Annotated in this window: 15 protein-coding genes; 4 read left to right on the top strand and 11 right to left on the bottom strand. The window is 65.0% G+C overall.

The features are described from left to right. Positions 1 to 19: 19 nt before the first annotated feature. From AC1AYP_RS09535 to AC1AYP_RS09515, 5 genes are all read right to left on the bottom strand, one after another. The gene (locus AC1AYP_RS09535; protein ID WP_476547703.1) at positions 20 to 2,605 is read right to left on the bottom strand and encodes a DUF4978 domain-containing protein; all 2,586 of its coding nucleotides are present in this window, start codon (positions 2,603 to 2,605) and stop codon (positions 20 to 22) included. Between the two features lie 43 nt (positions 2,606 to 2,648). Beyond that, positions 2,649 to 4,241: an MGH1-like glycoside hydrolase domain-containing protein gene (locus AC1AYP_RS09530; RefSeq protein WP_476547702.1), complete on the bottom strand. Its 1,593-nt coding sequence runs from the start codon at positions 4,239 to 4,241 to the stop codon at positions 2,649 to 2,651. A gap of 21 nt (positions 4,242 to 4,262) precedes the next feature. Continuing rightward, positions 4,263 to 5,477, bottom strand: coding sequence for an MFS transporter (locus AC1AYP_RS09525; protein WP_476547700.1), 1,215 nt, complete (start codon positions 5,475 to 5,477; stop codon positions 4,263 to 4,265). Positions 5,478 to 5,809: 332 nt separating this feature from the next. Next, positions 5,810 to 6,814: a LacI family DNA-binding transcriptional regulator gene (locus AC1AYP_RS09520; protein WP_476547698.1), complete on the bottom strand. Its 1,005-nt coding sequence runs from the start codon at positions 6,812 to 6,814 to the stop codon at positions 5,810 to 5,812. A 105-nt stretch (positions 6,815 to 6,919) separates the two neighbouring features. Next, entirely contained in the window at positions 6,920 to 8,116 is a 1,197-nt protein-coding gene (locus AC1AYP_RS09515) for an SLC13 family permease (RefSeq protein WP_476503375.1), read from the bottom strand. Positions 8,117 to 8,601: 485 nt separating this feature from the next. On the opposite strand from AC1AYP_RS09515, the gene AC1AYP_RS09510 reads away from it, so the two are divergent. From AC1AYP_RS09510 to phnX, 4 genes are all read left to right on the top strand, one after another. Beyond that, a complete protein-coding gene (locus tag AC1AYP_RS09510) occupies positions 8,602 to 9,408 on the top strand; it encodes an ABC transporter ATP-binding protein (protein ID WP_476547696.1) in 807 nt (268 codons plus the stop codon). Between the two features lie 3 nt (positions 9,409 to 9,411). After that, positions 9,412 to 12,279 carry an extracellular solute-binding protein gene (locus AC1AYP_RS09505; RefSeq protein ID WP_476547695.1) on the top strand — a complete coding sequence of 956 codons (2,868 nt, stop codon included), beginning with the start codon at positions 9,412 to 9,414 and terminating at the stop codon, positions 12,277 to 12,279. Positions 12,280 to 12,516: 237 nt separating this feature from the next. Continuing rightward, positions 12,517 to 13,725, top strand: a complete 1,209-nt coding sequence (locus tag AC1AYP_RS09500) for a 2-aminoethylphosphonate--pyruvate transaminase (protein WP_476547693.1) — start codon at positions 12,517 to 12,519, stop codon at positions 13,723 to 13,725. 98 nt (positions 13,726 to 13,823) lie between these two features. Then, positions 13,824 to 14,606, top strand: coding sequence for a phosphonoacetaldehyde hydrolase (phnX, locus tag AC1AYP_RS09495; protein ID WP_476545121.1), 783 nt, complete (start codon positions 13,824 to 13,826; stop codon positions 14,604 to 14,606). A 42-nt stretch (positions 14,607 to 14,648) separates the two neighbouring features. Here phnX and AC1AYP_RS09490 read toward each other — a convergent pair whose 3' ends face one another. The 6 genes from AC1AYP_RS09490 to AC1AYP_RS09465 all read right to left on the bottom strand — a co-directional run bounded on the left by AC1AYP_RS09490 (position 14,649) and on the right by AC1AYP_RS09465 (position 22,283). Beyond that, a complete protein-coding gene (locus AC1AYP_RS09490) occupies positions 14,649 to 16,256 on the bottom strand; it encodes an aminotransferase-like domain-containing protein (RefSeq protein ID WP_476547691.1) in 1,608 nt (535 codons plus the stop codon). A 257-nt stretch (positions 16,257 to 16,513) separates the two neighbouring features. Continuing rightward, positions 16,514 to 17,158, bottom strand: a complete 645-nt coding sequence (gene pdxT, locus AC1AYP_RS09485; RefSeq protein WP_476547689.1) for a pyridoxal 5'-phosphate synthase glutaminase subunit PdxT — start codon at positions 17,156 to 17,158, stop codon at positions 16,514 to 16,516. 18 nt (positions 17,159 to 17,176) lie between these two features. Then, the gene (gene pdxS / locus AC1AYP_RS09480; protein WP_034526836.1) at positions 17,177 to 18,052 is read right to left on the bottom strand and encodes a pyridoxal 5'-phosphate synthase lyase subunit PdxS; all 876 of its coding nucleotides are present in this window, start codon (positions 18,050 to 18,052) and stop codon (positions 17,177 to 17,179) included. A gap of 181 nt (positions 18,053 to 18,233) precedes the next feature. Next, complete coding sequence (gene dnaG / locus AC1AYP_RS09475; protein WP_476547687.1) at positions 18,234 to 20,339, bottom strand: DNA primase; 2,106 nt, start codon at positions 20,337 to 20,339, stop codon at positions 18,234 to 18,236. Positions 20,340 to 20,449: 110 nt separating this feature from the next. Then, positions 20,450 to 21,760, bottom strand: coding sequence for a deoxyguanosinetriphosphate triphosphohydrolase (locus tag AC1AYP_RS09470; protein WP_476547686.1), 1,311 nt, complete (start codon positions 21,758 to 21,760; stop codon positions 20,450 to 20,452). Positions 21,761 to 21,803: 43 nt separating this feature from the next. Next, the gene (locus tag AC1AYP_RS09465) at positions 21,804 to 22,283 is read right to left on the bottom strand and encodes an HTH domain-containing protein (RefSeq protein ID WP_476503349.1); all 480 of its coding nucleotides are present in this window, start codon (positions 22,281 to 22,283) and stop codon (positions 21,804 to 21,806) included. Positions 22,284 to 22,591 lie beyond the last annotated feature (308 nt).

Raw genomic sequence — 22,591 nt, 5'->3', positions numbered from 1 at the left:
ATGCCGTTCCGGTCGTCTCTTATCCGTGGTCGCCGTACCTGCGTTCGCCGACGGCCATGCCGATGCCCGCGAGCGCGGCGACGGCGGCGGCCATGGCGATCAGGACCACGGCGGCACCCGTGTCGGACAACCGCTTCCGCCCGGCGGCCGCGGCATCGGAGACCCTGGCGTCATCCCCGGAGTTTCCGGGTTCCGTCGGCCGGTTCGACCGGTCCGTCCCGTTCTGGTCGGCGGGCGCGGCCGGTCGGTCCGGTCCGGAGGTTCCCGGGTCGACCGGCCTCTCCGCCTTCGTCAACGCCTTCCATGCCGATTCCAAGGTTCGCTTCGTCTCGTTCACCATTTGACCGTCGGGTTCCGATTGCTTCAGCATCGTGCGAGCCGCATCCAACGCTTGCGCGAACGGCTCCCATGTTTCAGCGGTGTAGTCCGGTTCCTTCAGCCCGGAGGAGTCGATGTCCGCGACGAGCTCCGCCAGAGGCTGCAATGTGTTGGTCACGGCGATTTCGGTGATGTAGTACGCTCCCCAGGTGGTCGCCGCCTTGTTGATGCGTACGCGCATGGCCGTGACGTCACGCTGCATGGGCATCGTGACGGCGTGGTGTTCGGCCGTCCCGTCCGAGGTGCTCCATGTCACGTCGCCGGAGGAGGCGACCCGCGTCCATCCGTTCTTGCCGTTTTGGGAGATCTCGATGTCCCAGTCGGTGGGGTTCTGGTCTTTGGCGTAGATGCCGGACAGATCGACGGTGTCGAAGGTCTGCGGCTTGTCCCACGTCAGGGTGACGTATTGCGGATAGGTGGGGTTGTTCCGGCTTTTCGTGCCGCTCCATTCATCGCCGTCATTGACGTTCGAGGCCGGGTAGTCGGCGTCCGCTCCGCTGTGTTCCGCAGTGGCGCCCAATGCCAGGTTGCCCGGTATGTCACTGACCGGCATGCCGAGACGCAACGCCTCTCCCGTCTTCAGTGTGATGGCGTAGGTGCCGTCGTTCTGCGCGGTGACGGCGCGTTGCTCCGCCGCCGCCCATTCGCCGTTCTCGTCGAATGCGCCGATGCTGGCGGCGTCGGGTCGTTGCTCGGTGGTGATGGTGACGGAACCGGCGGTGTCGGAGGTCACGTACAGGTTCCGGCCATCGGTGGCGGCGATGCCGACGGCACCGTCGGTCGTGCGGAATCCGAGACGATACCGGCCGATCGTTTTCATGGCCGAATATTCGGTCTGCGGATCGTCCTGGTCGACGTTGAAGCCGGCGCGGTCGGATGCCGTAGCGCCCGCCAGTATCTGTCCTATGGCGTTGAGGCCCGGGTTATACCGCTGCAGCTCCCTGGCCTGTTCGGTCATGGTGGGTATCTCGCCGAGTTTCCAGTCGTAGTACATCTCCTGGGAGTGGATGTCGCTCTGCTCCAGGTTGGAATACAGCGCGTGCGGACCGTTGAAGTGGCCACCGCCTCCGTCACAGAACCAGTTGTCGATCTCCCAGGTGCCGTATCCGCCTCCGGCCGCGAAGGCGGCGGTCTCCAGCGAGGTCAGGTTGGCGTAGTCACCGGAGTTCTCGGCGATGTGACCGAGTGTGGAGTATCGTCTGCCTCCGGCGATGATTTCCTTCATACGGCTCACGCTGGTGGAGTATGGATCGGGTCCGGCGAAGTCGATGTATGCGTAATCGTTGACGTTCACCGGATAGCCGGAACCGGAGTAGTTCACGCGCGTGGCGATGCTGTAATCCGATTCCTTGACGGCTTTGCCGAGTTCGTTGATCCAGTCGATGTACCGGTCTTTGAAGTGCGGGTTGTTGTTCGCCTCGTTCTCGAGCTGGATGGAGATGACGGTGCCATCCGGATCGGTCTGCGCCAGATGGGCGAAGATCGCCTTCATCGTTGCGATCTCGGCTTGTTTCATCTTCTCGGCCTTCGGACCGGTGGTGATGAGCGGATAGTCGACCTTGCCTTTGCCTCCGGTGATGTCGTAGTAGTCGCCGATCGGATCGCCGTCCTCGTCCTGCACATACCAAGACGGCGCGGTGTACTGGTAGCCGATGTCGACGGTCTTGTTCTCCTTGCCGTTCCATGCGCCGCTGTATGTGGGGATGCGCGAACCGCTCTGGCAGGCGGATCCGAACCACGCGAGGTCGATCTTCAGCCCGTATTTCCTGGCCCAGTTCACATAGGCGTCCAATACGGTGAAGTCGTATTCTCCGGGCCTGACTTCGACGTCCCTCCATAGCAGCGCCTGGGATATGGTCGCGTAGTTGAGGTTCGCGGTCTTCTCGTACGCGTTCTCGCCGAAGCTTAGATCGAGATGCCTCGTGGGATAGTCATTTCGGCTGGAGCCGGAGTTCTCCTTGAACTCCTCCTGGTGCCCCATGCGCTCCCATGTGCCCATGTTCTGGGCGAACGAGTACAGGTACGGCCTGCCGTCCACTTCAAGATAGTATTCGCCGTTGCCTTTCCGGGCGACGCGTGAGACCACGCGACGGCTCTCCTGCTCCTGCGCGTGCGTGGAGCCGTTCTCGGCCGCGAACGCGCCGATGGGCATGGTCATGGCTATGGCGGCCATCGCCGCCACGGCCGATTTCAGCACAGTGCACCGGGGATGCTGCATCCGTGACATTGGTTCTCCTTATGCGTGAGGATGGTGGTATGACGGCGACGGCTCACAGGGTGACGTCGATGCGTGGCCGTGCGGAGTCGTCGTGATGGGAGATCCCGTCCACGATGACGGTGAGTCCGGGACCATGCCCGTAGCGGTCGCCGAGAAGGTCGTAGTAGAGGTCGACGGTGGAGTCGCCCGCCGGCAATCCCAGCAGCCGCCAGTACGGCATCCCGTGGCCGACGGCGAGCGGGGCCACGGTGAGCGTGGTACGGCCGTCCGCATCGCCATGGACGTCCACGCCGGCGAACCCGGAGATGACGAGGTCCGCGAATGCGGAGTGGTTGTAGTCCTTGCCCCGTTCGTATCCGCCTTTGTCCTTCCTCCATTCCCACGCCTCGAGCTGGTCGCGGGAGATCCATACGCCGGTGTCGGCGTCGAGATCCTCGTCGATCCAGTCGACCATCTCGCCGTCCGCCGTCTGTCGGCGATGGATGGCGGCGTACCGGCGCAGTTCGCGCATGAAATCGCCGGGCCCCACGCCGCCGCGGCCGGAACGGATCTCGGCGATCATCGCGTTGAGGGTCTGCGTGGTGGCGTAGGGCCAGCAGGGACCGTTCCACTGGCATTCATGGGCCGAGTCGCGGTTCATGTAGCGAGGATGGCATGCCTCGGCGGTGCGGATGCCCACGGCCCCCGCGAAATGATCGGGATCGGCGAGGAAACGCCACGCGCCTTCATGCCGCCCGTCCGCCAGGCCGAACGCCCACGGGATGTATCCGATCGCCTCGCGCACATTGCGTGAGGGATCCACATCGGCGAAATCCGTGGCGGCGATGACGCCGTCCTTGTCATCCAACGGCAGGACCTTGAAGAACTCGCCTTCCGGATCCCACAGCTCCTCGCGGATGAGCCCCGTCAGGGCGGACGCCTTCGCGTCGAACCGGTCGGCGAGGTCGCTCCGACCCGACCATCGGGCGATCACGGCGATGGATCGTGCGTTGGCGGCCATGTAGCTGTTGAGCGTGGGGCGCAGGCCGGATCCGGAGATGGAGTCCTCCATCGCGTCGCGGTCGTCGTACGACCAGAACAGGCCATAACGCGTCATGTTGCGCTCCTCGACGGTCTCATAGAACCGCACGAAATCATCGAGCAGGGATACGGCGAAGTCCCGGTCCGCGCGGGTCTCGGCATAACGGCGCACCGCGTCGACGATCCAGGACGAATAGGACAGCTCGTCGCCGGAGCCTTTGAACCAGAAGTCCACATAGCCGCGGATCAGGTCGTCGCCGTTCCTCAGCCAACGGGCTTCGGCGACATGATGCCCGTTCGCGCAGTTGATGGAGTTGTACGCGCCGGCCCAGTAGACGTCGGGCAGGAATTCGGTGATGATGCGGCCTTCCGGCGTGGATGTGATGTGCTTGCGGAACGTCCACCAGCGGAACCAGTAGACGCGTTCGATGACCGCGTCGGCGCATTCGAAGAACGGCACCTCGCGGCGCATCCAGTCGGCGGACTTCTCATCGGGGATGTCCTGGACGTACAGTTCCTCGTCATTGCGGTTGAAGATGCCGGTGTAGCGGTCGATCACGTCGTCGACGTCGCGTAGCGGCGCCGGTGCGGTGAACTCCTCGACCGGCTGGTAGATCTCGGCCATGGTCGGCTCCTTTCCGTCCGTTCAGGCCTTCTCGGCACCGTTGCGGGCGCGGTTCAGGTGGGTGTAAGCGAACACGCCGACGATGACGAGCAGCAGCGCGATGCCGAACGGCAGGAAGGAGACGGCCAGATCGGAGCTTCCGAGAATCGCCTCGACGGCGGTCATGGCGAGCGGGGCGAGGAAGATGCCCACGTGGAAGCCGATCATGATGGCGGTGGACCAGAACGCCTGCTGGGACTTGGTCGCGTACTTCGGCAGCTGGTTGAACAGCCACGGTCCGAGGATCGGGCCGGGCACGTAGAAGCAGATGATCGAGGCGACGAGCATCGGCCAGCTGCCGTTCGCGAAGTACAGGAGGAAGCAGCCCAGCGCCTCGATGGCGATGCCCAGATACAGGGTGTTCATGTCGCCGAGGATTTTGTTCAGCGCGCCGAATCCGAAGCCGGAGACGATGCCGGCGGCCACGCCGATGGACATGACGGTGGATGTGTTGAAGTCGGCGCCCAGCGCCTCCTGCGTGACGGCCGCCCAGCGCACGAAGCCGGACTGCATGGCGATCAGATAGCCGGCGGCGAACAGCGCGAACAAGATGAGAATCACGTAATTCGATTTCTCTGCGAACACATCGCCGCCCTCGGCGGCATCCTCGTCATCGGATTTGTCGTCGGCGAGCTTGACGTCCGGGACGACGATCCAGAACCATGCGAGTGCCGCGAACGAGAGGATGTAGGCGGAGAAGGAGCCCTGCCAGCCAAACGAGGAGGCCAGCACGCCGACCAGCGCGGTGAGGATCATCTGGCCGATGTTCTCGAACGCGCCGCGGATGCCCAGCAGTGTGGAACGGGTATCGCCGGACCACATCACCTGGATGATGGCGACGGCCAGCGAGTTGTAGCAGCCGAGTCCCAGGCCGAGCACGATGCGCGAGATGAGGATCACGGTGTAGTCGCTGACGAACATCGGCACCACGCCGGAGACGCCGACGAGGGCGACGCCGAGGCCGATCACGTTCTTCAGCCCGAAGAACCTGGCCATCGCCGGACTGAGCAGCAGCGTGATCAGCGCGGTGAGCGACGGCGTGGTGGACAGCAGTTCGGCGGCCGCGTTGGACACATGAAGACCATCGCGGATCTGCGGCAGGATGCCGTTGATGATGTTGGAGCTGGTGAGCAGCAGCGATACCGCCAGCACGGCCAGCTGCACGGTGAGACCGTACTTCTTGACTTCCTTTGTCATGGTTGTTCCTTTGGATTCGGGATTCCACATGGAGACGGACGGCGGCGCCCATCGCTGGACCCCGATCCCGCCGTTTCCGTTGTCGCATTCAGCATAACATGAATTTACAAGAACGTTTAACCTTTTTGCGCAGCCATATGCTCGGATGTTATGTAATGGCTATTTTTCAACGTATATATGCCGATATGTATTTCTCTGCCGCCGGCGTGTTGAAACGTTCTTGTTGAGGTTTGCCAATAACGTTTCACCCGATAGGTTCGACACACGGATACCGGGAGACCATCCACGGAACAGATGGGCCCGGGAGACCCCGGGCATGCAGGAGACGCCCGTCAGGCCGATTCGCCGCGGACCAGGGAGAACCCGGCGATGCGCCTACGCGGTTCGACGGATTCCCCGCCCCGGATACGCTCGACCAGCATCGATACGGCCTGCCTGGCCATATCATCGAAATCGATGGCTATCGTGCTCAGCAACGGCGCGCAGTACGCGGCGGGGCTCACACCGTCGAACCCGAACACCGCCTTGTCTTCGGGTACGCGGATGCCCATCTCCCTCATGCCGCGCATCAGACCGAAGGCGATGAGGTCGTTCATGCAGAAGACGACATCGTACCCCAGGTCCGCCTGGACGAGCGTCGCGGCGGCCTTGGCCCCGCCCTCCACCGTCCATTCGCATGGAATCGTGTCGCTCTCCGAGCCGAGACCGGCGTCGATCATCGCCCGGACCGCGAGATGCGAACCGGTGTTGCGGCCCTCCTGACCGAACTCGCCCGGAGCGAACCGTCGGCCACCGGCGATCGCCGCATGCTCGTATCCACGTGACTTCAGATAGGAGAACACCGCCCGGAACGACGCTTCCAAGGGCAATGCCACATTGTCGTAGCGGGGGTGCGCCGCATAATCCTCGAACAGCACCGCGGGATGGTCCCCGATCAGGGATCGGAGCTCGTCCTCCGAAGTGTTGTGCAGATTGACGATCAGCCCGTCGCACATCGGCGTGCTGATGCGCTTGAGCGAGTCACGCTCGGCTTCGGGCGAGGCGTTCGTCTGCACCACGATGACCTGATAGCCGGCCTTGGCCGCCTCCCGCGAAATGGCCGATGCCAGATCGGAGAAATACGGATTCCCCAATTCGGGGACGACGAACGCGATGATGCCGCTGCTGCCCTGCTTGAGGAAACGGGCGGACAGGTTCGCCGTGTAATGCAGGTTCTCGGCGGCCTGGAGGATCCGCTCACGCGTCGCCGGCTTGAACCCCGGTTCGCCGCGAAGCACCACCGACGCGGTGGCGATGGACACTCCCGCCTCCTTGGCGACGTCACGCAATGTAGTCATGGCGATACTCCCCGTTCCAACCGATCGAATCGTTCGCTGATCGACGCGAACCAGCCGTATAAACGTTACACCACGACGGCGAGCGCCCCCGCCGACCGGCGCCGGTCACGGCTCGATGATCCAGCTCAGGCCCACGAGGACGATGAGGAAGAGCACGTTGACGGCCGAGTAGACGGCGAGGTAGCGGCCCTTGCGGTCCGGATACTTGCGCACGACGTTCTTGTAGCCGATCAGGGAGGCCATCGAGGCGATGAGCGTGCCCATGCCGCCCAGGTTCGTGCCGATGATGAGCGGACGCCACTGCTCGGTGAAGCCGGACAGCAGGATCGTGGTGGGCACGTTGCTGATGAGCTGGCTCGAGCCGACCGCGACCTCCAGCGGGTGCGCGTCCACCAGCGAGGCGGCGAGCTCGTAGAATTCAGGCACGCGCTTCATGTTGCCGATGAAGATGAAGAACATCGTGAAGGTGAGCGGCAACCCCCAATCCACGTTGCGGAACGCCTTGCGGTCGCACACGAGGAACGCGGCGAACACGATCACGCACATGAGCCACAGCGGGATGAAGTCGCTCACCGCGAGCAGGCAGACCACGAACAACAGCGCATAGACGACGGTGCGCCATCCGCCGTAGCCGGCGCCATAGCCGGTGATGCGGATCTCGTCGGGGCGCGGCTTGCCGCTTTCCGGCGCGAGCACGCCCTGCTCGATGCCGGCACCGTCCAACGACTGGAATTCGGAGACCGGTTTGGAGCCGAACACGACGCAGGTGATGACGACGAGCAGCACGGCGGCGGTCACGGAGTACGGCGCCATGATGCCGATCATCTCCATCGACGGCATGCCGGTGAGCGCCTTCAGGTAGAGGTTGTGCGCGTTGCCGATCGGCGTGAGCATGCTGCCCACGTTCGCGCCGATGGTCATCAGCGTGCCGACGAGCACCGCATGCTCCTCCATGTGCGCCATGACGAGTACGGAGATCGCGAACGGGATGAACGTGACGAGCGCGACGTCGTTGGTGATGAGCATCGCGGAGAAGAACGTGAGCGAGATGAGCGTGAGGACGAGCCCCCGCGCGGTGCGCACGTGATGCAGCAGACGCGAGCCGATGATGCGGAACACGCCGATGCGCTGCAGACCGCACACGACGAGCATCAGGCACACGAGCTGGCTAATCGTGCTCATGTGCACATAGCCCTTGTAGTCGGCGTCCGGCGGGACGATGAAGCATGAGATCAATGCCAGCACCGTGGCGACGATGAGAATCGTCTCGCTTTTCAACAGTCCGACCAGCCAGCGCCGCATCGATTCCTCCGTGGAACAAGGGGATTTACCGTAAGTATCCTAACGGAAACCGCTCCCTGTTACGTAGTCCCGGCGTGCTGTTTTCCGACCGTTTTCCGCGAAATCATTGGTCACGCTTACTCGCTATTGGCTTTTCCTCCCGACTTTTTCGATTTTTCATGACTGAATTCCGCATGAACGGAATATGAAGAACAAGTTTTCCCGAGTCCCTTGGTCCGTCCGCGCGCACGATGCGGGACTACGCCGACTACACCCCGCCCGCGTAGTTTCACTTGCTGTTCACCATGGTTTCAGTCAACTTTCCCCTGCACGCCGTCCGCGCGGCCCGAAGCGGCGGCACGATAGGAGATGCAGCGCGGTTCGGCTGCCACGGTATGAGGTCCAAACCGCGATAACTGAATACCGATCACGGCGCCGAGACCGCGGCGCCCCCGCGAACGGGCCGCGGAAAGCCGGCCCGGACAGAAAAAGGCAGTTGACGAAATATGCTCGAACTCAAGGACATCACCAAGTCGTTCGGCGACACCCATGTGCTGAACGGCATCAGCCTCGAACTGGACAACGGCAAGATCATGTCGATCCTCGGCCCGTCCGGCGGCGGCAAGACCACGCTGCTCAACATCATTCTGGGCATCACGGAGCCGACCAGCGGCCAGCTGATCTACAACGGCGAGGACCTCACCCACGTGCCGATGGAGAAGCGCGGCTTCAACATCGTGTTCCAGGACTACGCGCTGTTCCCGAACCTCACCGCCTACGAGAACATCACCTACGGCCTGAGGAACAACCCGGGCATCTCCTCGCCGGACGAGATCAAGGAGCTGATCAGCCTGCTCGGCCTCGAGGAGCACCTCAACAAGCACATCGACGAACTCTCCGGCGGCCAGAAGCAGCGCGTGGCGCTCGCCCGCACCCTCGTCATGAAGCCGAAGCTGCTGCTCCTCGACGAGCCGCTGTCCGCCCTGGACGGCGTGATCAAGGAGTCAATCAAGGCGAAGATCAAGCAGATCGTCGAGCAGTACGACCTCACCACGATCATGGTCACCCATGATCCGGAGGAGGCGTGCACGATGAGCGACAAGGTGCTCATCATCAACTACGGCAAGGTGGCGCAGTACGACACCCCGGAGAACATCATCGAGCATCCGGCGTCCGACTTCGTGCGCAAGTTCATCCTCCACCAGCTCGAGGTGAAGCGCAACAACATCTACACCCTGTTCAACGAGGGTGACGAGGCCGAGACGGCCGCGCACGCCAACGCCGAGCTCGCCGCCGCGGGCCAGGAGGCCTGAGCCATGTCGGTAGAGTCCATCCAGGCGGGCAAACAGCTGCCCAACATCCGCCCCGAGATCCACAACTACGAGGCGCGGCCCTCCAAGCCGAAGCAGACCGAACTGTGGACGCTGCTCGCGATCGTCGCCGTGTGCTTCATCGGATTCCTCGTCGTGCCGATGATCCTCGTGATCATCCGCTCCTTCACCACCGCGGGCGGCGAGGCCACGCTCGACAACTACGCGACGATCCTGTCCCGCCCCGAATTCATCCGGTCGATCACCAACTCGCTGACCGTCGCCGCCGTCTCCGCGCTCGTCGCCGTGCTGCTCGCGTTCCTGCTGAGCTACACGATCAACTGCACGAACGTGCCGCGCGGATTCAAGAAGGCCGTCGCCCTGCTCGCGCAGCTGCCGATGCTGCTGCCGACCATCACCTACGGCTTCGCGATCATCTACTCGTTCGGCAAGAACGGCCTGATCACGCAGATCATCGGCCACCCGCTGTTTGACATCTACGGGTTCAACGGCCTGCTCATCGGCTACGTCATCTACACGCTGCCGACCTGCTTCCTGCTCATCAACAACAGCTTCCAGTTCGTCGACAAGAAGTTCATCATCGTCTCGCACATCATGGGCGACAACCCGCTGACGACCTTCCTCAACACCGTGCTGCGCCCGCTGGTCGGCACGCTGGCCGTCGCGTTCATCCAGTCGTTCTTCCTCGCGTTCACCGACTACGGCATCCCGACCTCGGTGGGCGGCGCCTACGACGTGCTGGCCATGACGCTGTTCAACCAGATGCTCGGCTCGATCCCGAACTTCAACCGCGGCGCCGTGATCGCCGTGTTCATGCTCATCCCGTCGATCATCTCGATCGTCCTGATGACCGTGCTCGAACGCTTCGCGATCCGCTACAAGCAGATCAGCCAGATCGACCTGCCCAAGGGGAAGAAGCGCGACTGGATCTGCGGCATCGCCTCGGTCGTCACGCTCGTGTGCGTGCTCTCCGTGTTCCTCGTGATCCTGCTCATCCCGTTCGTCCAGGAGTGGCCGGACCATCTCGGCTTCACGTTCGCGCACATCGCGAACCTGTTCACCGACTCGCAGCTGACGCAGGTGTTCACCAACTCGCTGTACGTCGCCGTGATGACCGCCATCTTCGGATGCGTGTTCGTCTACGCCGCGGGCCTGGTCACCTCCCGTTCGAAGCTGCCCGCGTGGGCCCGCCGCTCGGTGGACGCGATCTCCGCGATCATCAACACGGTCCCGGGCATGGTGCTCGGCATCGCCTTCCTGTTCATGTTCTCCGGCTCGCCGCTGCAGAACACGTTCTGGATCCTCATCATCGCGAACATCGTGCACTACTTCGCCACCCCGTACCAGATGATCAAGGACTCGCTGACCAAGATGAACGCCGGCTGGGAGACCACCGCCAAGCTCATGGGCGACAACTGGATCAAGACGCTGGTGCGCGTCGTCACGCCGAACGCGTGGCCGACCCTGCTGCAGATCTTCGGCTACTACTTCGTCAACGCGATGGTCACCATCTCGGCAGTCGTCTTCCTGACCGGCGCCCGCACGCAGGTCATCACGACGAAGATCTCCGCCCTGCAGCACATCGCCAAGTTCGACGACGTGTTCGTGCTCTCGCTGCTCATCCTCGTCGTCAACCTCGTGGTCAAGGGTCTGATCGCCCTGTTCACCCGCGACCGTGCCGCCGAGCGCGCCAAGGAGGCCCGCAAGGCCAAGGCCACCGTGAGGACCCCGCAGGTGGCCGCCTCGTTCAGCACCGTACGCCCGAGCCGCCAGCTCGCGGCGGCGGCCGCCACCTTCCAGCTGCCGGACAGCGGCAACCGCAGGAACCGCAGCCTGCTCACCGGCATCGCCTCCGCGGTGTGCGTGGCGCTGCTCGTCGGCTTCGGCGCGGTCTCCACGTCCGCGGCGGCGGCCGGCGGCAAGGTCGTCATCTACACGAACGCCGACGAGGAGGCCGTCACCGCCTTCGAACATGCGCTCGACCGCAACGGCTACAAGGACCAGTACATCATCCAGGAGTTCGGCACCTCCGAGCTCGGCGGCAAGATGCTGGCCGAGGGCAAGGCCCTCGAGGCGGACATGCTGACGATGAGCTCCTACTACGTGGACTCCGCCCAGGACCGCAACCACATGTTCGCGAACCTGACGGACGTGCACTCACAGCTGCTCGGCGACACGGAGAACTCGAAGGCCCCGGCCTACCGCTCCCCCACCACCGCGCAGGAGGGCGCGATCATCATCAACACCGAGGCCCTCAAGGCCGCGGGCGTGCCGAAGCCGAAGAGCTATGCCGACCTGGCCAAGCCCGAGTACAAGGGCCTGATCTCCGTGCCGGACATGGAGGGTTCCTCCACCGGCTGGCTGATGGTCCAGGCAATCGTCGACGCCTACGGCACCGGCGCGAAGGGCAAGAAGATCCTGACGGACATCTACCGCAACGCCGGCCCGCACCTCGAACAGTCCGGCTCCGGCCCACTCAAGTCCGTGCGCGCCAAAGAGGTGGCGATCGGCTTCGGCCTGCGCCACCAAGCGGTCGCGGACAAGAAGAACGGCCTGCCCATCGACTACGTGGACCCGACCGAAGGCAACTACTCGCTGACCGAGTCGGTGGCGGTGCTCGACAAGGGCCGCGCCACCAACCCGAAGGCGCAGAAGATGGCCGGCGTCATCATCGACCAGGGCCGCAAGGAGCTGCTCGAGACCTACCCGACCCCGCTCTACAAGGGTGAGAAGGCCCCGGCGAACGCCTCCAAGCGTTCGAAGTCCTTCCCCGAACCGCTGACCGTCGACCTGCTCCAGAAGCACCAGGACTTCTCGTCCGAGTGCAAGCGGGCCGCGGAAGGCGGCGAGTGACGGGCCTCGCCCTGAGTCGCGCCCAGACCGCGCAAGTGAACGCAATCTGAACGCAACTCGCTTACTACAAACGACACTCCGCCCGCAGGGCGAAATCTACGTAGAAATATTCAAAAACTTCCTTCGTGATTACACTCTGCGGGCGGAAGCCATATTCACAGCACTTCACATAACGATTTCGATCCGATTCACTTCGCATAAGCCAAGGAAACAAGCCAAGGAAAGGAAACGACCATCATGGCCAACGAATACAAGCTGCTCACCCCCGGACCGCTGACCACGACCCGCACGGTCAAGGAGGAGATGCTCTTCGACCACTGCACGTGGGACGAGGACTACCAGCAGATCACCCAGAAGATCCGCCGCCAACTGCTCGAGCTCGCCCACTGCGACCCGCGCGACTACACCGTCGTGCTCATGCAGGGCTCCGGCACGTTCGGCGTGGAGAGCGTGATCACCTCCGTGATCGGCAAGGACGAGAAGGTCCTGCTGTGCACGAACGGCGCGTACGGCGACCGCCAGGTCAAGATCTGCGAGCACGCGGGCATCGACTACGTCCAGTACGCCGAGCCGTACGACCGCATCCCGGACGCCGACAAGGTCGAGGAGTACCTGAGGAACGATCCGTCCATCACGCACGTCTCGATGATCCACTCGGAGACCACCTCCGGCCTGCTCAACGACATCGCCGCCGTGGCCACCGTCGCCAAGGCGCACGGCTGCACGTTCATGGTCGACGCGATGAGCTCCTTCGGCGGCGTCGACATCCCGGTCTCCGGCTGGGGCATCGACTTCCTCGTCTCCTCCGCCAACAAGTGCATCCAGGGCGTGCCCGGCTTCAGCTTCATCATCTGCAACAAGGCGAAACTCGAAGCCTCCAAGGGCAAGGCGCGTTCGCTGTCCCTCGACCTGTGGGACCAGTGGAACACGCTGGAGAAGGCGAACGGCAAGTGGCGCTACACCTCCCCCACCCACGTGGTGCTCGCCTTCTCGAAGGCGCTCGACGAGATGTTCGCCGAAGGCGGCATCCCGGCCCGCTCCGCCCGCTACCAGCTCAACAACGACCTGCTCATCGCCCGCATGAAGGCGCTCGGCTTCCGCACGTTCCTCGCGAAGAACCAGGGCCCGATCATCACCACGTTCCTCTACCCGGACGGCACGAAGTTCGACTTCCACGACATGTACGAGTTCATCAAGGAGCGCGGCTACGCGATCTACCCGGGCAAACTCACCCACGAGGAGACGTTCCGCCTGGGCAACATCGGCGAGATCTACACGGACGACATCGAGAAGGTGACCGAGCTGCTGGCCCTGTACATGGGCGAGCGCGGCCTGCTCGAGGCGGCCACCGGCTCGGCTTCCGTGCCCGAGGCGATCGCCGCGATGGACAAGGCCGGCGAGCCGATCAAGGCCGCCGCCCCCGCGACCGTGAAACTCACCGCCTGATTCTCTTTCTCTCCTCTTCCCCATCCCACCCGATTCGCGGGAGCCCCCTCGTCAAAGGGGGCCGCATACAACCGTTATGAGTCACTGAAAGGACAATGATGACCAACCGTTTCGAAGCCGTGATCTTCGACTGGGCCGGCACGACCGTGGACTACGGCTGCTTCGCCCCCGTCAAGGCGTTCCAGGAGGCGTTCAAGGAGTTCGGCGTCGAGCCGACGATGGCCGAGACCCGCAAGCCGATGGGTATGCTGAAGCACGACCACATCGACACGATGCTGCACATGGACCGCATCGCCCGCGCCTGGGAGGAGCGGCACGGCGCCGCACCGACCGACGCGGACACGGATGCCGTGTACGCGCACTTCGAGCCGAAGCTGCTGTCGATCCTCGACGGCTTTGCCGACCCGAAGCCGGGCGTGACGGAGGCGGTCGCCGCCCTGCGCGAGGCAGGTCTCAAGATCGGCTCGACCACCGGCTACACGGACAAGATGATGGAGATCGTCGTGCCGAAGGCCAAGGAGAACGGCTACGATCCGGACTTCTGGATCAGCCCGGACGGCACGGACGGCTACGGCCGCCCCTACCCATACATGATCTTCCGCAATCTGGAGGCGCTGCATGTGACCGACGTGCGCCGCGCCGCGAAGGTGGGCGACACGCTCTCCGACATCCGCGAGGGCAAGAACGCGGGCGTGTTCACGATCGGCGTGACCGAGGGCAGCTCGCAGATGGCGCTGAGCCAGGCGGAGTTCGAGGCGCTGGACGAGGCCGGCAAGCGCGCGGCCCGCGCCAAGGCGCGTGACGCGTTCGTCGCCGCCGGCGCGGACGCGGTCATCGATTCGATGGCCGAGCTTCCCGCCCTGCTCGCCCAGATCGCCTGAACCGATCGCCTGAACCGATCGCCCGGACTCATTCGCCCGGATTCATTCGAGCGCCTCGCAGATGATGCGGACCCCCTTGTCGAGGTCGCAGGCTGCGGGGCGCACGACGTTGAGACGGATGTGGGAGTCGTCCGTCTCGTCGACGTCGAAGACGCCGCCCGGCATGAAGGTGACGCCTTCGGCCCGGCATCGCTCCAACAGCGCCAACGCGCGCGCTCCCCGCGGCAACGTCACCCACACGTAGTAGCCGCCTTCCGGCACGGTCCATCGCATGCCGTCGGGCGCATATCGTTCCAGCGCGGCGATCGTCCGGTCGCGGCGATCGCGGTACGCCTTGGTGAGCGTGTCCACATGCGCGCCGATGCGCCCCTCCCTGAGCAGTTCCATGCAGATGCGCTGCGAGGACGTGCTCGTATGCTGGTCGACCATTCGTCTCAGGGCCGCGACCCTGCCAATCACATGCGGGTCGGCCACGATCCAGCCGGTGCGCAGTCCGGATGTGACGGTCTTCGAGAACGTGGACAGGTAGATCACATATCCGGCGTTCTCCATGCCCGCCACCGGCGTGGGCCGGACCGCCATGGCATCGCCTTCGTCGCGCCCGCCTTCCCCCGTCTGCTGCCGCATGGGCCCGTACCATAGATCGCCGTAGGCGTCGTCCTCGATGATGAGGCACTGGTGGCGTCTGGCCGCGGCGATGAGCTCGCGCCGGCGCGCGGTCGGCATCGTGACGCCGGTGGGATTGTGCGCCGTGGGAATCGTATAGATGAATTTCGGGTGGTACCGCGCGCAGTAGCCTTCCAGCAGATCGGTGCGCATGCCCAGCCCATCCATCGGCACGCCGACGACGCGGGCCCCCATCGAACGGAACGCCTGCAATGCGGAGAACAGCGTAGATTGTTCGACGAGCACGCAATCGCCCGGATCGAGGAACGCGCGCACGCACAGGTCGATGCCCTGCTCCGAACCCGACAGCACCATCACGTTGCGTTCGTCGCACCGCACGCCGCGCGCACGCATGTGGTCGGCGAGCAATGCGCGCAGTTCCGTGAACCCTTCGATGGGAGATTCGGGACGGCCGTCGAACTCGTGCGAGGAGAACGCCTCGACGCTCACCGCGCGCAGCAGGTCGTCGGGGATGTCGCCGGGGTTCGGCGAACCGGTGGCGAAATCGATGACGGTGCCGCCGCGTTGGGCCCGATCGGCCGATGCGATGTCGTGATAGGTGAACCGGTTGGAATAGTCGCTGAACAGCACCGACCATGGAGGCGGCACGACGGACGGTTCCGTCTCCGAGTCCGGGTGTCGGTCCCGTATGGTGTGCACGATGCCGCCGGCCGGCGAGGGCTCCCGTTCCCGACCGGCCCGCGAATCCCCTTCATGGTTCGCGGGCCGGACCGGCGAGGCGTCGGCGACGGGCGTCACGAACGTGCCTTTGCCTACTTTGGAGGCGATGAGGCCTTCGTCCTTCAGCTGCTGGTAGGCCTGCAGCACGGTGGTGCGGTTGACGCCGAGTCTGGCGGCGAGCTCACGCTCGGGCGGAAGCCGGTAGCCTTCGGCGAGTTCGCCGGAGACGATGCGTTCGCGCAGTTGCGCGGCCAACTGCCGGTACATCGGCACGTTCGTATGCCGGTCGAGTTCCAGCTGCATGCCCGTCCTCCTTTCCCGCTCCGCATCCGCATCCGCCATCGGGACGCCTCTCCCGACGATCATCCCGCAACCCATCCCACAGCCCATCCCGACAATCATCCCGACAATCATCCCATGGTGCGGTAAAACTCCCATGGTGCGGCGATGCAAAACGGCGGAAAATAGCCGTTTCACATCATCTTCACACCGCACCATGGGAGCGGTTGCGGGGCTGGTCCCGCGCTATGGGAAGTAGCCATGGGGAGTATGGGGAAACGCTACAGGGCGAGGAACAGCTCGTGCAGACGCGTGTCGTCGGTGAGTTCCGGGTGGAACGCGGTGGCGAGGATGTTGCCCTGCCGTAGCGCCACCGGATGCCCGTCGACCTCGGTTTCGACGCGCGCCGCGTCGCCCACGGAGACGACGTACGGCCCGCGGATGAACACGAGCGGGAAATCCTTGATGCAGTCGGCGTCCCCGGGCTCGCCGAAGTCGGCGGTGGCGGCGAAGCTGCCCAGCTGGCGGCCGTACGCGTTGCGGCGCACGACGGCGTCGAGCGCGCCGAAGTACACGTGCTCGTCGTTGTCGAGCCTCTTCGCGAGCAGGATCATGCCGGCGCAGGTGCCGAACACGGGCTTGCCGGCCTTGATGTGCTCGGCGATCGGCTCGAACAGTCCGGTGGAGTGCAGGAGCTTGCCTTGCGTGGTGGATTCGCCGCCGGGCAGGATCACCCGGTCGATGGAGTCGTCGAAATCCTCGGCGGCGCGCAGCAGCTTCCACGGCGCGCCGAGCCTGTCGAGCACGGCGGCGTGTTCCGCGAACGCGCCCTGCACGGCGAGGATGCCGGTCACGCCGTGCCGGTCCTGCCCGGATTCGACGCCGTCGGACTCCTCCTTGGAGATGTATTCGACCGCTACGACCATGTCAATCGCCTCCGGGTCTCACTCGCCTCGGGCGGCCATGATGGTCTGGATCTCGTCCTCGTTGATGCCGACCATGGCCTCGCCGAGGTTCTCGGAAAGCTTGGCGAGCAGATCGGCGTCCTGCCAGTTGGCGGTCGCCTTGACGATGGCGGCGGCGCGCTTGGCCGGGTCGCCGGACTTGAAGATGCCGGAGCCGACGAACACGCCCTCGGCGCCGAGCTCCATCATCAGGGCCGCGTCGGCCGGGGTGGCGACGCCGCCGGCGGCGAAGTTGACGACGGGCAGACGGCCGTTGTCGTGCACGTACTTGGCGAGGTCGTAGGGCACGGCGAGCTGCTTGGCCGCCTCGTACACCTCGTCGTCGCGCAGGGAGACGAGCTCGTGGATCTGCTTGTTCATCGTGCGCATGTGGCGCACGGCCTGGATCACGTCGCCGGTGCCCGGCTCGCCCTTGGTGCGGATCATGGCCGCGCCTTCGGCGATGCGGCGCAGCGCCTCGCCGAGGTTCTTCGCGCCGCACACGAACGGCACGTCGAACTGGTTCTTGTCGATGTGGTAGACGTCGTCGGCCGGGGAAAGCACCTCGGACTCGTCGATGTAGTCGATGTCGATGGCCTGCAGGATGCGTGCCTCGGCGATGTGGCCGATGCGGACCTTCGCCATGACCGGGATGGACACGGCCTCCTGGATGCCCTTGATCATGGCCGGGTCGGACATGCGGGAGACGCCGCCGGCCGCGCGGATGTCGGCCGGGATGCGCTCGAGCGCCATGACCGCGCAGGCGCCGGCGTCCTGGGCGATCTTCGCCTGTTCGGGCGTGGTCACGTCCATGATCACGCCGCCCTTGAGCATCTGGGCGAGGTTGCGGTTGAGTTCGGCACGGTTCTGCGTCATGATGATCCCTTCTGGTTCGTACGATGCAATGCGGAGCCGGGCGCGTCCGTTGGCGGACGGCGCGGCACCGGTCGCCGACCATTATCGGATGTCGGCGACGCGACCAGTCCAAACCAGTCCAATTTGGATGGGGCCAATCCGCGGATTTCCGACCAGTCCAATCGCGAAAGCCCCGCGAGGCTCACCCGATGTCGTTGCCGTAGACCTGCGACTGGATGTCCTTGCGATGGGTCTCCATCCGCGTGATCTCGCCCAGCAGGGCAATCTTCTCCGCGCCGTCCGGCATCATGGCCATCCTGCGCCGGGCCGCGCCGATGCGCCGCATGTAGCCGATGTCGAGCAGTTTGGCGAGCAGTTCGGAGGCGTAGCGGCTCTCGGCCTTCGTGGGCGTCCTGAGACGCGCGTCCGGCATGGCGCCGGCCGGGTCGGAGACGCCCGCGCCGGAGGCGTCGCCCGCCGCACGCTCCCCACCGGACAGCGGCAGCGGCATGACGGCCAGCTCGTTGATCGTCGATTCGAGCATCGGGCCGCCCGCCTTGGTGAGATTGTGCATCCACAGCCCCTGAGGCGTGTCCGCGGAGGGAAGCCCGCCGGCGGCGGCGACCGCCTGGAACAGCGTGCGGAACACGGGCGTCATGAAATTCGCGAGCGTCAGCTCCGCGAACCCGTTGGGGCTCACGGCGCGCGGCACCTGGATGAGCAGCGCCATGAACTGCTGTTCGGCGATGAACACGGCGTCGTCGATGCGGAAGTACGTCTGCTCGGTCGCGTCGCGGTGCTCGAGCTCACGACGTTTCGCGGGATCGGCGTACGAATCGTCGTCACGGCCGCGCGGACCGCGGTCGAACGCGCCGCCGCCATTGAACCGGCGGCGCGGCGCGTACGCGTCCTCGTCGCGCACGTGCAGCCGTCGACGCGCCTGCCTCACCTCGTCCCGCATGATGTCGAGGTCGATGCCGATACGGCGCGTGGCGCGGCGCGTGTACCAGTCAAGCTGCGACCGGTCGCGGATCTGCGCGATCAGCGGGGCCGCTGCCTTGGCCGCCCCGACCTGCCCGGTCGCATACTGGGTGTCGAAACGGCCGATCGCCGCGTCGATCACGAAATCGTAGAGGGGCACGGCGTGCTCGATGAGCGAGCGGACCGCCTCGTCGCCGCGTTCGATGCGCAGATCGCACGGGTCGAGGTTGTCGTCGGCCACGGCGACGAACGTCTGCGAGAGGAACGCCGCGTCGAGGCCGAACGCATGCAGCGCCGCCTTCTGCCCGGCGGCGTCGCCGTCGAACGTGAACACGACACGTGAGCTCAGCTTCTCGCCCTCGACCTTCAACGGTCCGGTGAGCTGGACGGCGCCGAGCGAATCGTCGGCGATGAGGCGACGCACGATCTTCGCATGCTCCGTGCCGAACGCGGTGCCGCAGGTGGCGATGGCCGTGTCGATGCCCGCCAGATGCATGGCCATCACGTCCGTGTACCCCTCGACGATCACGACCTGGCGCTTCTTCACGATTGCCTTCTTCGCCAAATCGATGCCGTACAGCACCTGGTTCTTGCGGTAGAGCTGCGTGTCCGGCGTGTTGATGTACTTCGCGGCGATCTGGTCGTCGTCGTACAGCTTGCGCGCGCCGAAACCGAGCGTGCGCCCTGTCGAATCGCGGATCGGCCAGGTGACGCGGCCGCGGAAGTAGTCGTAGACGCCACGCTGCCCCTGACGCGCGAGACCGGCGTCAAGCATCTCCTGCTGCGTGAACCCCTTGGACGCGAGATGACGGACGAGATTGTCCCACCCCTGGGGCGCGTACCCGCAGCCGAACCGCTCGCAATCGGCCTGGCTGAACGTGCGGCCTCCGAGCAGCTTCCTGGCGGCGAGCGCCTCCTTGCTCATGATCTGGCTGGTGAAGAACCGCTGCGCCTCCTCGTTGGCCTCCAGCAGTCGCGCGCGCTTCGAGCCGGAATGCCCATCCGGCCTGCCGGCGCCCGTGCTCTCGTAGTGCAGTTCGATATGGTATTTGTCGGCCAGCAGTTCGACAGCCTCGCGGAAGTCGATGTTCTCCTGCTGTTCGACGAATTTGAACACGTCGCCGCCGAGCCCGCAGCCGAAGCAGTGCCAGACGCCGAGGGCGGGACGCACGTTGAAGCTGCCGGTCTTCTCGTCGTGGAACGGGCATAGGCCGACGAACGTGCCGGTGCCCGAGGGCTTGAGCGACACGGATGCGGATACGATGTCGTAGAGGTCCGCGGCGGCGCGCACCTTCTCGATGTCTTCCTTCTTGATCATTCCGGCCATGACACACTACCCTACCGCCTCGCCGCGGCACCGGTGCGGGTATGCCGGTTTCCGTCGTCGGCGCGTGTCCGCCGTCCGTCCGGTTCGCCGCGCGTCGCCGGCGACATCGTTCAGAACAGGATCGAGTGGAGCGCGAGCGCCGAGGAGTCGGTGAGCGAGGCGACCTGGTCGACGGCGACGCGCAGGCGCTCGCCGTCGTTGGCGGCGGTCTCCCAGTCGTCGAGGAACTGGCTTTCGAGGATGTCGCTGGGGCGGGGCGAATCGGCCATGAGCACGTCGACGAGGTCTTCGACGATGCGCCGCTCCTCCTCGTGCATCGGCTCCCTCTCCCCGGGCGCCATGACGAAATGCACGGCGATGCCCTTCAACGCGACGATCTCGTACGAGGTCTCCTCGGGGATGATGGGCCGCGCCGAATACCGGGTGAGCGGCCCCGGGCCGTAGGTGTCGCGCGTCGCCTCCTCGACGCTCCACGCGAACCGGCCGATCAGGTCGGAGGTAATGTTCTTGAGCTGGGCCAGGGCCAATCGCGATCCGTTGAAATGATCGGGGAACATGTCGAGCCGTTTCAGGCGCGCGAACGCCTCGACGAGACGGTCCGGGTCCCATTGCGGCCCGTACCATGCACGCGTCTGCTCCACGACGGCGTCGATCACGCGCGCGTCGGAGAGCGCGATCGGGTTGAACGCGCCGGTGGCGATGGCGTCCTCCACGTCGTGCACCGAATAGGCGATGTCGTCGGCGAGGTCCATGATCCGGCATTCCATGGGCCGTGCGGTCGGGTCGGCGAGTCCCTGTTTGAGCCAGCGGAACACGGGTTCGTCGTCCGGGTAGACGCAGTATTTGGCGCTGCGTTCGCCTTTGGGGTGCTTCGCCGCCTCGGCGAGCGTCCACGGGTATTTGACGGCGGCGTCGAGCGAGGCGCGGGTGAGGTTCACGCCGGCGGAGCGGCCGTCCGGGTGGAATACCTTGGGTTCGAGCCGGGTGAGGAGGCGCAGCGTCTGCGCGTTGCCTTCGAATCCGCCGATGCCCCGGGCGATGCGGGCGAGCGCCGCCTCGCCGTTGTGGCCGAACGGCGGGTGGCCGAGGTCGTGGGAGAGGCAGGCGCAGTCGACCACGTCGGGGTCGCAGCCGAGGAGTTTGCCGATCTGGCGCCCGATCTGGGCGACTTCGAGCGTGTGGGTGAGGCGCGTGCGCGCGAAGTCGTCGGTGCCGGCGACGAGGATCTGGCTTTTCGCGCCGAGCCGACGTAGCGCTGACGAGTGGATGAGCCGCGCGCGGTCGCGTTCGAACGCGGTGCGCGACTTCGATTTGGGCGGCTCGGGAGCCCACCGCTCCTCGTCGGACGCGGTGTAGCCCTCGCCTTTCGGCACGCGTTCGGCGCGGCCCGTCGGCAGGTCATCGTGGTGGCTGGGTTCCATGGCGCATCTCCCCCTTGGCCCCAAGCCTAGCAGCGGCCGTCCGCTACTTTCCGGACCGTTCGCCGATTTCCGCGCGAAGCCGTTCGACCTCGGATTCGAGGTGTTCGATGAGCATCACCTGTTGGGAGATGAGCAGGTCGCGCAGGTCCCGTTTGCCGGCGCGCACGTTGAGTTCCGGCGTGAACGGCTTCGGGAGCCTGCCGTCCGCCGCGCCGCCGGACGCCGCGTCCGCGTCCGGGCTTCCGGCGGCTCCGGCGATTCCCGTGGTTCCGGAGGTCTCGGGGGCGTCCGGCATGGTGCGCCAACGCGCGATGCACCGTTCGATGCGCTTGTATCCGATCAGGGAGGCGTCCAATCCGGCGTCGCGGAAGATGCGCACGGGGGATTCGCCGGCGCGGTACCGGCGCATGCACTCGCGACGGAACGCCTCGGAGTAGCGGATCCGTCCGTTCGATACGCGCGCGACGGCGGGAAGCGAACGCAGATACGCGATCTCCTCGTTGGTGAATCCACCGGCTCCCATGGCGGCCTCCTTTCGACGTGTCCGGTTGGCGTGCGGCGGCGGTCACGGCACCGACGGCATCGCAATACCATCATTGATACCCCGCAATGCGACCGGCCGGTATACATCTACCGGAAACCGGCTCCGCATCGCGACACGCCGCGGACGACGCCCCTTCTCCGTCGCATGGTATCGACATTTCCCCCGTCGCGAACACCCCCTTAACACCCCTACAGGAAGCGCTTATACCCTCGTTATCACTATGGATTCCATACACAACATGGGTTTCACACATACACCCCCATATAAGGGGAAAGACGGAAAGAAAA

Source organism: Bifidobacterium sp. LH_424, assembly GCF_056356895.1.
This window is presented reverse-complemented; position numbering and strand designations above follow the sequence as displayed.

Excerpts from the sequence above, each read along its gene's own strand:
- AC1AYP_RS09505 (WP_476547695.1), top strand. The coding sequence starts at position 9,412 with ATGTCGGTAGAGTCCATCCAGGCGGGCAAACAGCTGCCCAACATCCGC.
- AC1AYP_RS09535 (WP_476547703.1), bottom strand. The coding sequence starts at position 2,605 with ATGTCACGGATGCAGCATCCCCGGTGCACTGTGCTGAAATCGGCCGTG.
- AC1AYP_RS09510 (WP_476547696.1), top strand. The coding sequence starts at position 8,602 with ATGCTCGAACTCAAGGACATCACCAAGTCGTTCGGCGACACCCATGTG.
- AC1AYP_RS09500 (WP_476547693.1), top strand. The coding sequence starts at position 12,517 with ATGGCCAACGAATACAAGCTGCTCACCCCCGGACCGCTGACCACGACC.
- dnaG (WP_476547687.1), bottom strand. The coding sequence starts at position 20,339 with ATGGCCGGAATGATCAAGAAGGAAGACATCGAGAAGGTGCGCGCCGCC.
- AC1AYP_RS09490 (WP_476547691.1), bottom strand. The coding sequence starts at position 16,256 with ATGCAGCTGGAACTCGACCGGCATACGAACGTGCCGATGTACCGGCAG.
- pdxS (WP_034526836.1), bottom strand. The coding sequence starts at position 18,052 with ATGACGCAGAACCGTGCCGAACTCAACCGCAACCTCGCCCAGATGCTC.
- AC1AYP_RS09515 (WP_476503375.1), bottom strand. The coding sequence starts at position 8,116 with ATGCGGCGCTGGCTGGTCGGACTGTTGAAAAGCGAGACGATTCTCATC.
- AC1AYP_RS09465 (WP_476503349.1), bottom strand. The coding sequence starts at position 22,283 with ATGGGAGCCGGTGGATTCACCAACGAGGAGATCGCGTATCTGCGTTCG.
- pdxT (WP_476547689.1), bottom strand. The coding sequence starts at position 17,158 with ATGGTCGTAGCGGTCGAATACATCTCCAAGGAGGAGTCCGACGGCGTC.
- phnX (WP_476545121.1), top strand. The coding sequence starts at position 13,824 with ATGACCAACCGTTTCGAAGCCGTGATCTTCGACTGGGCCGGCACGACC.
- AC1AYP_RS09520 (WP_476547698.1), bottom strand. The coding sequence starts at position 6,814 with ATGACTACATTGCGTGACGTCGCCAAGGAGGCGGGAGTGTCCATCGCC.
- AC1AYP_RS09530 (WP_476547702.1), bottom strand. The coding sequence starts at position 4,241 with ATGGCCGAGATCTACCAGCCGGTCGAGGAGTTCACCGCACCGGCGCCG.
- AC1AYP_RS09470 (WP_476547686.1), bottom strand. The coding sequence starts at position 21,760 with ATGGAACCCAGCCACCACGATGACCTGCCGACGGGCCGCGCCGAACGC.
- AC1AYP_RS09525 (WP_476547700.1), bottom strand. The coding sequence starts at position 5,477 with ATGACAAAGGAAGTCAAGAAGTACGGTCTCACCGTGCAGCTGGCCGTG.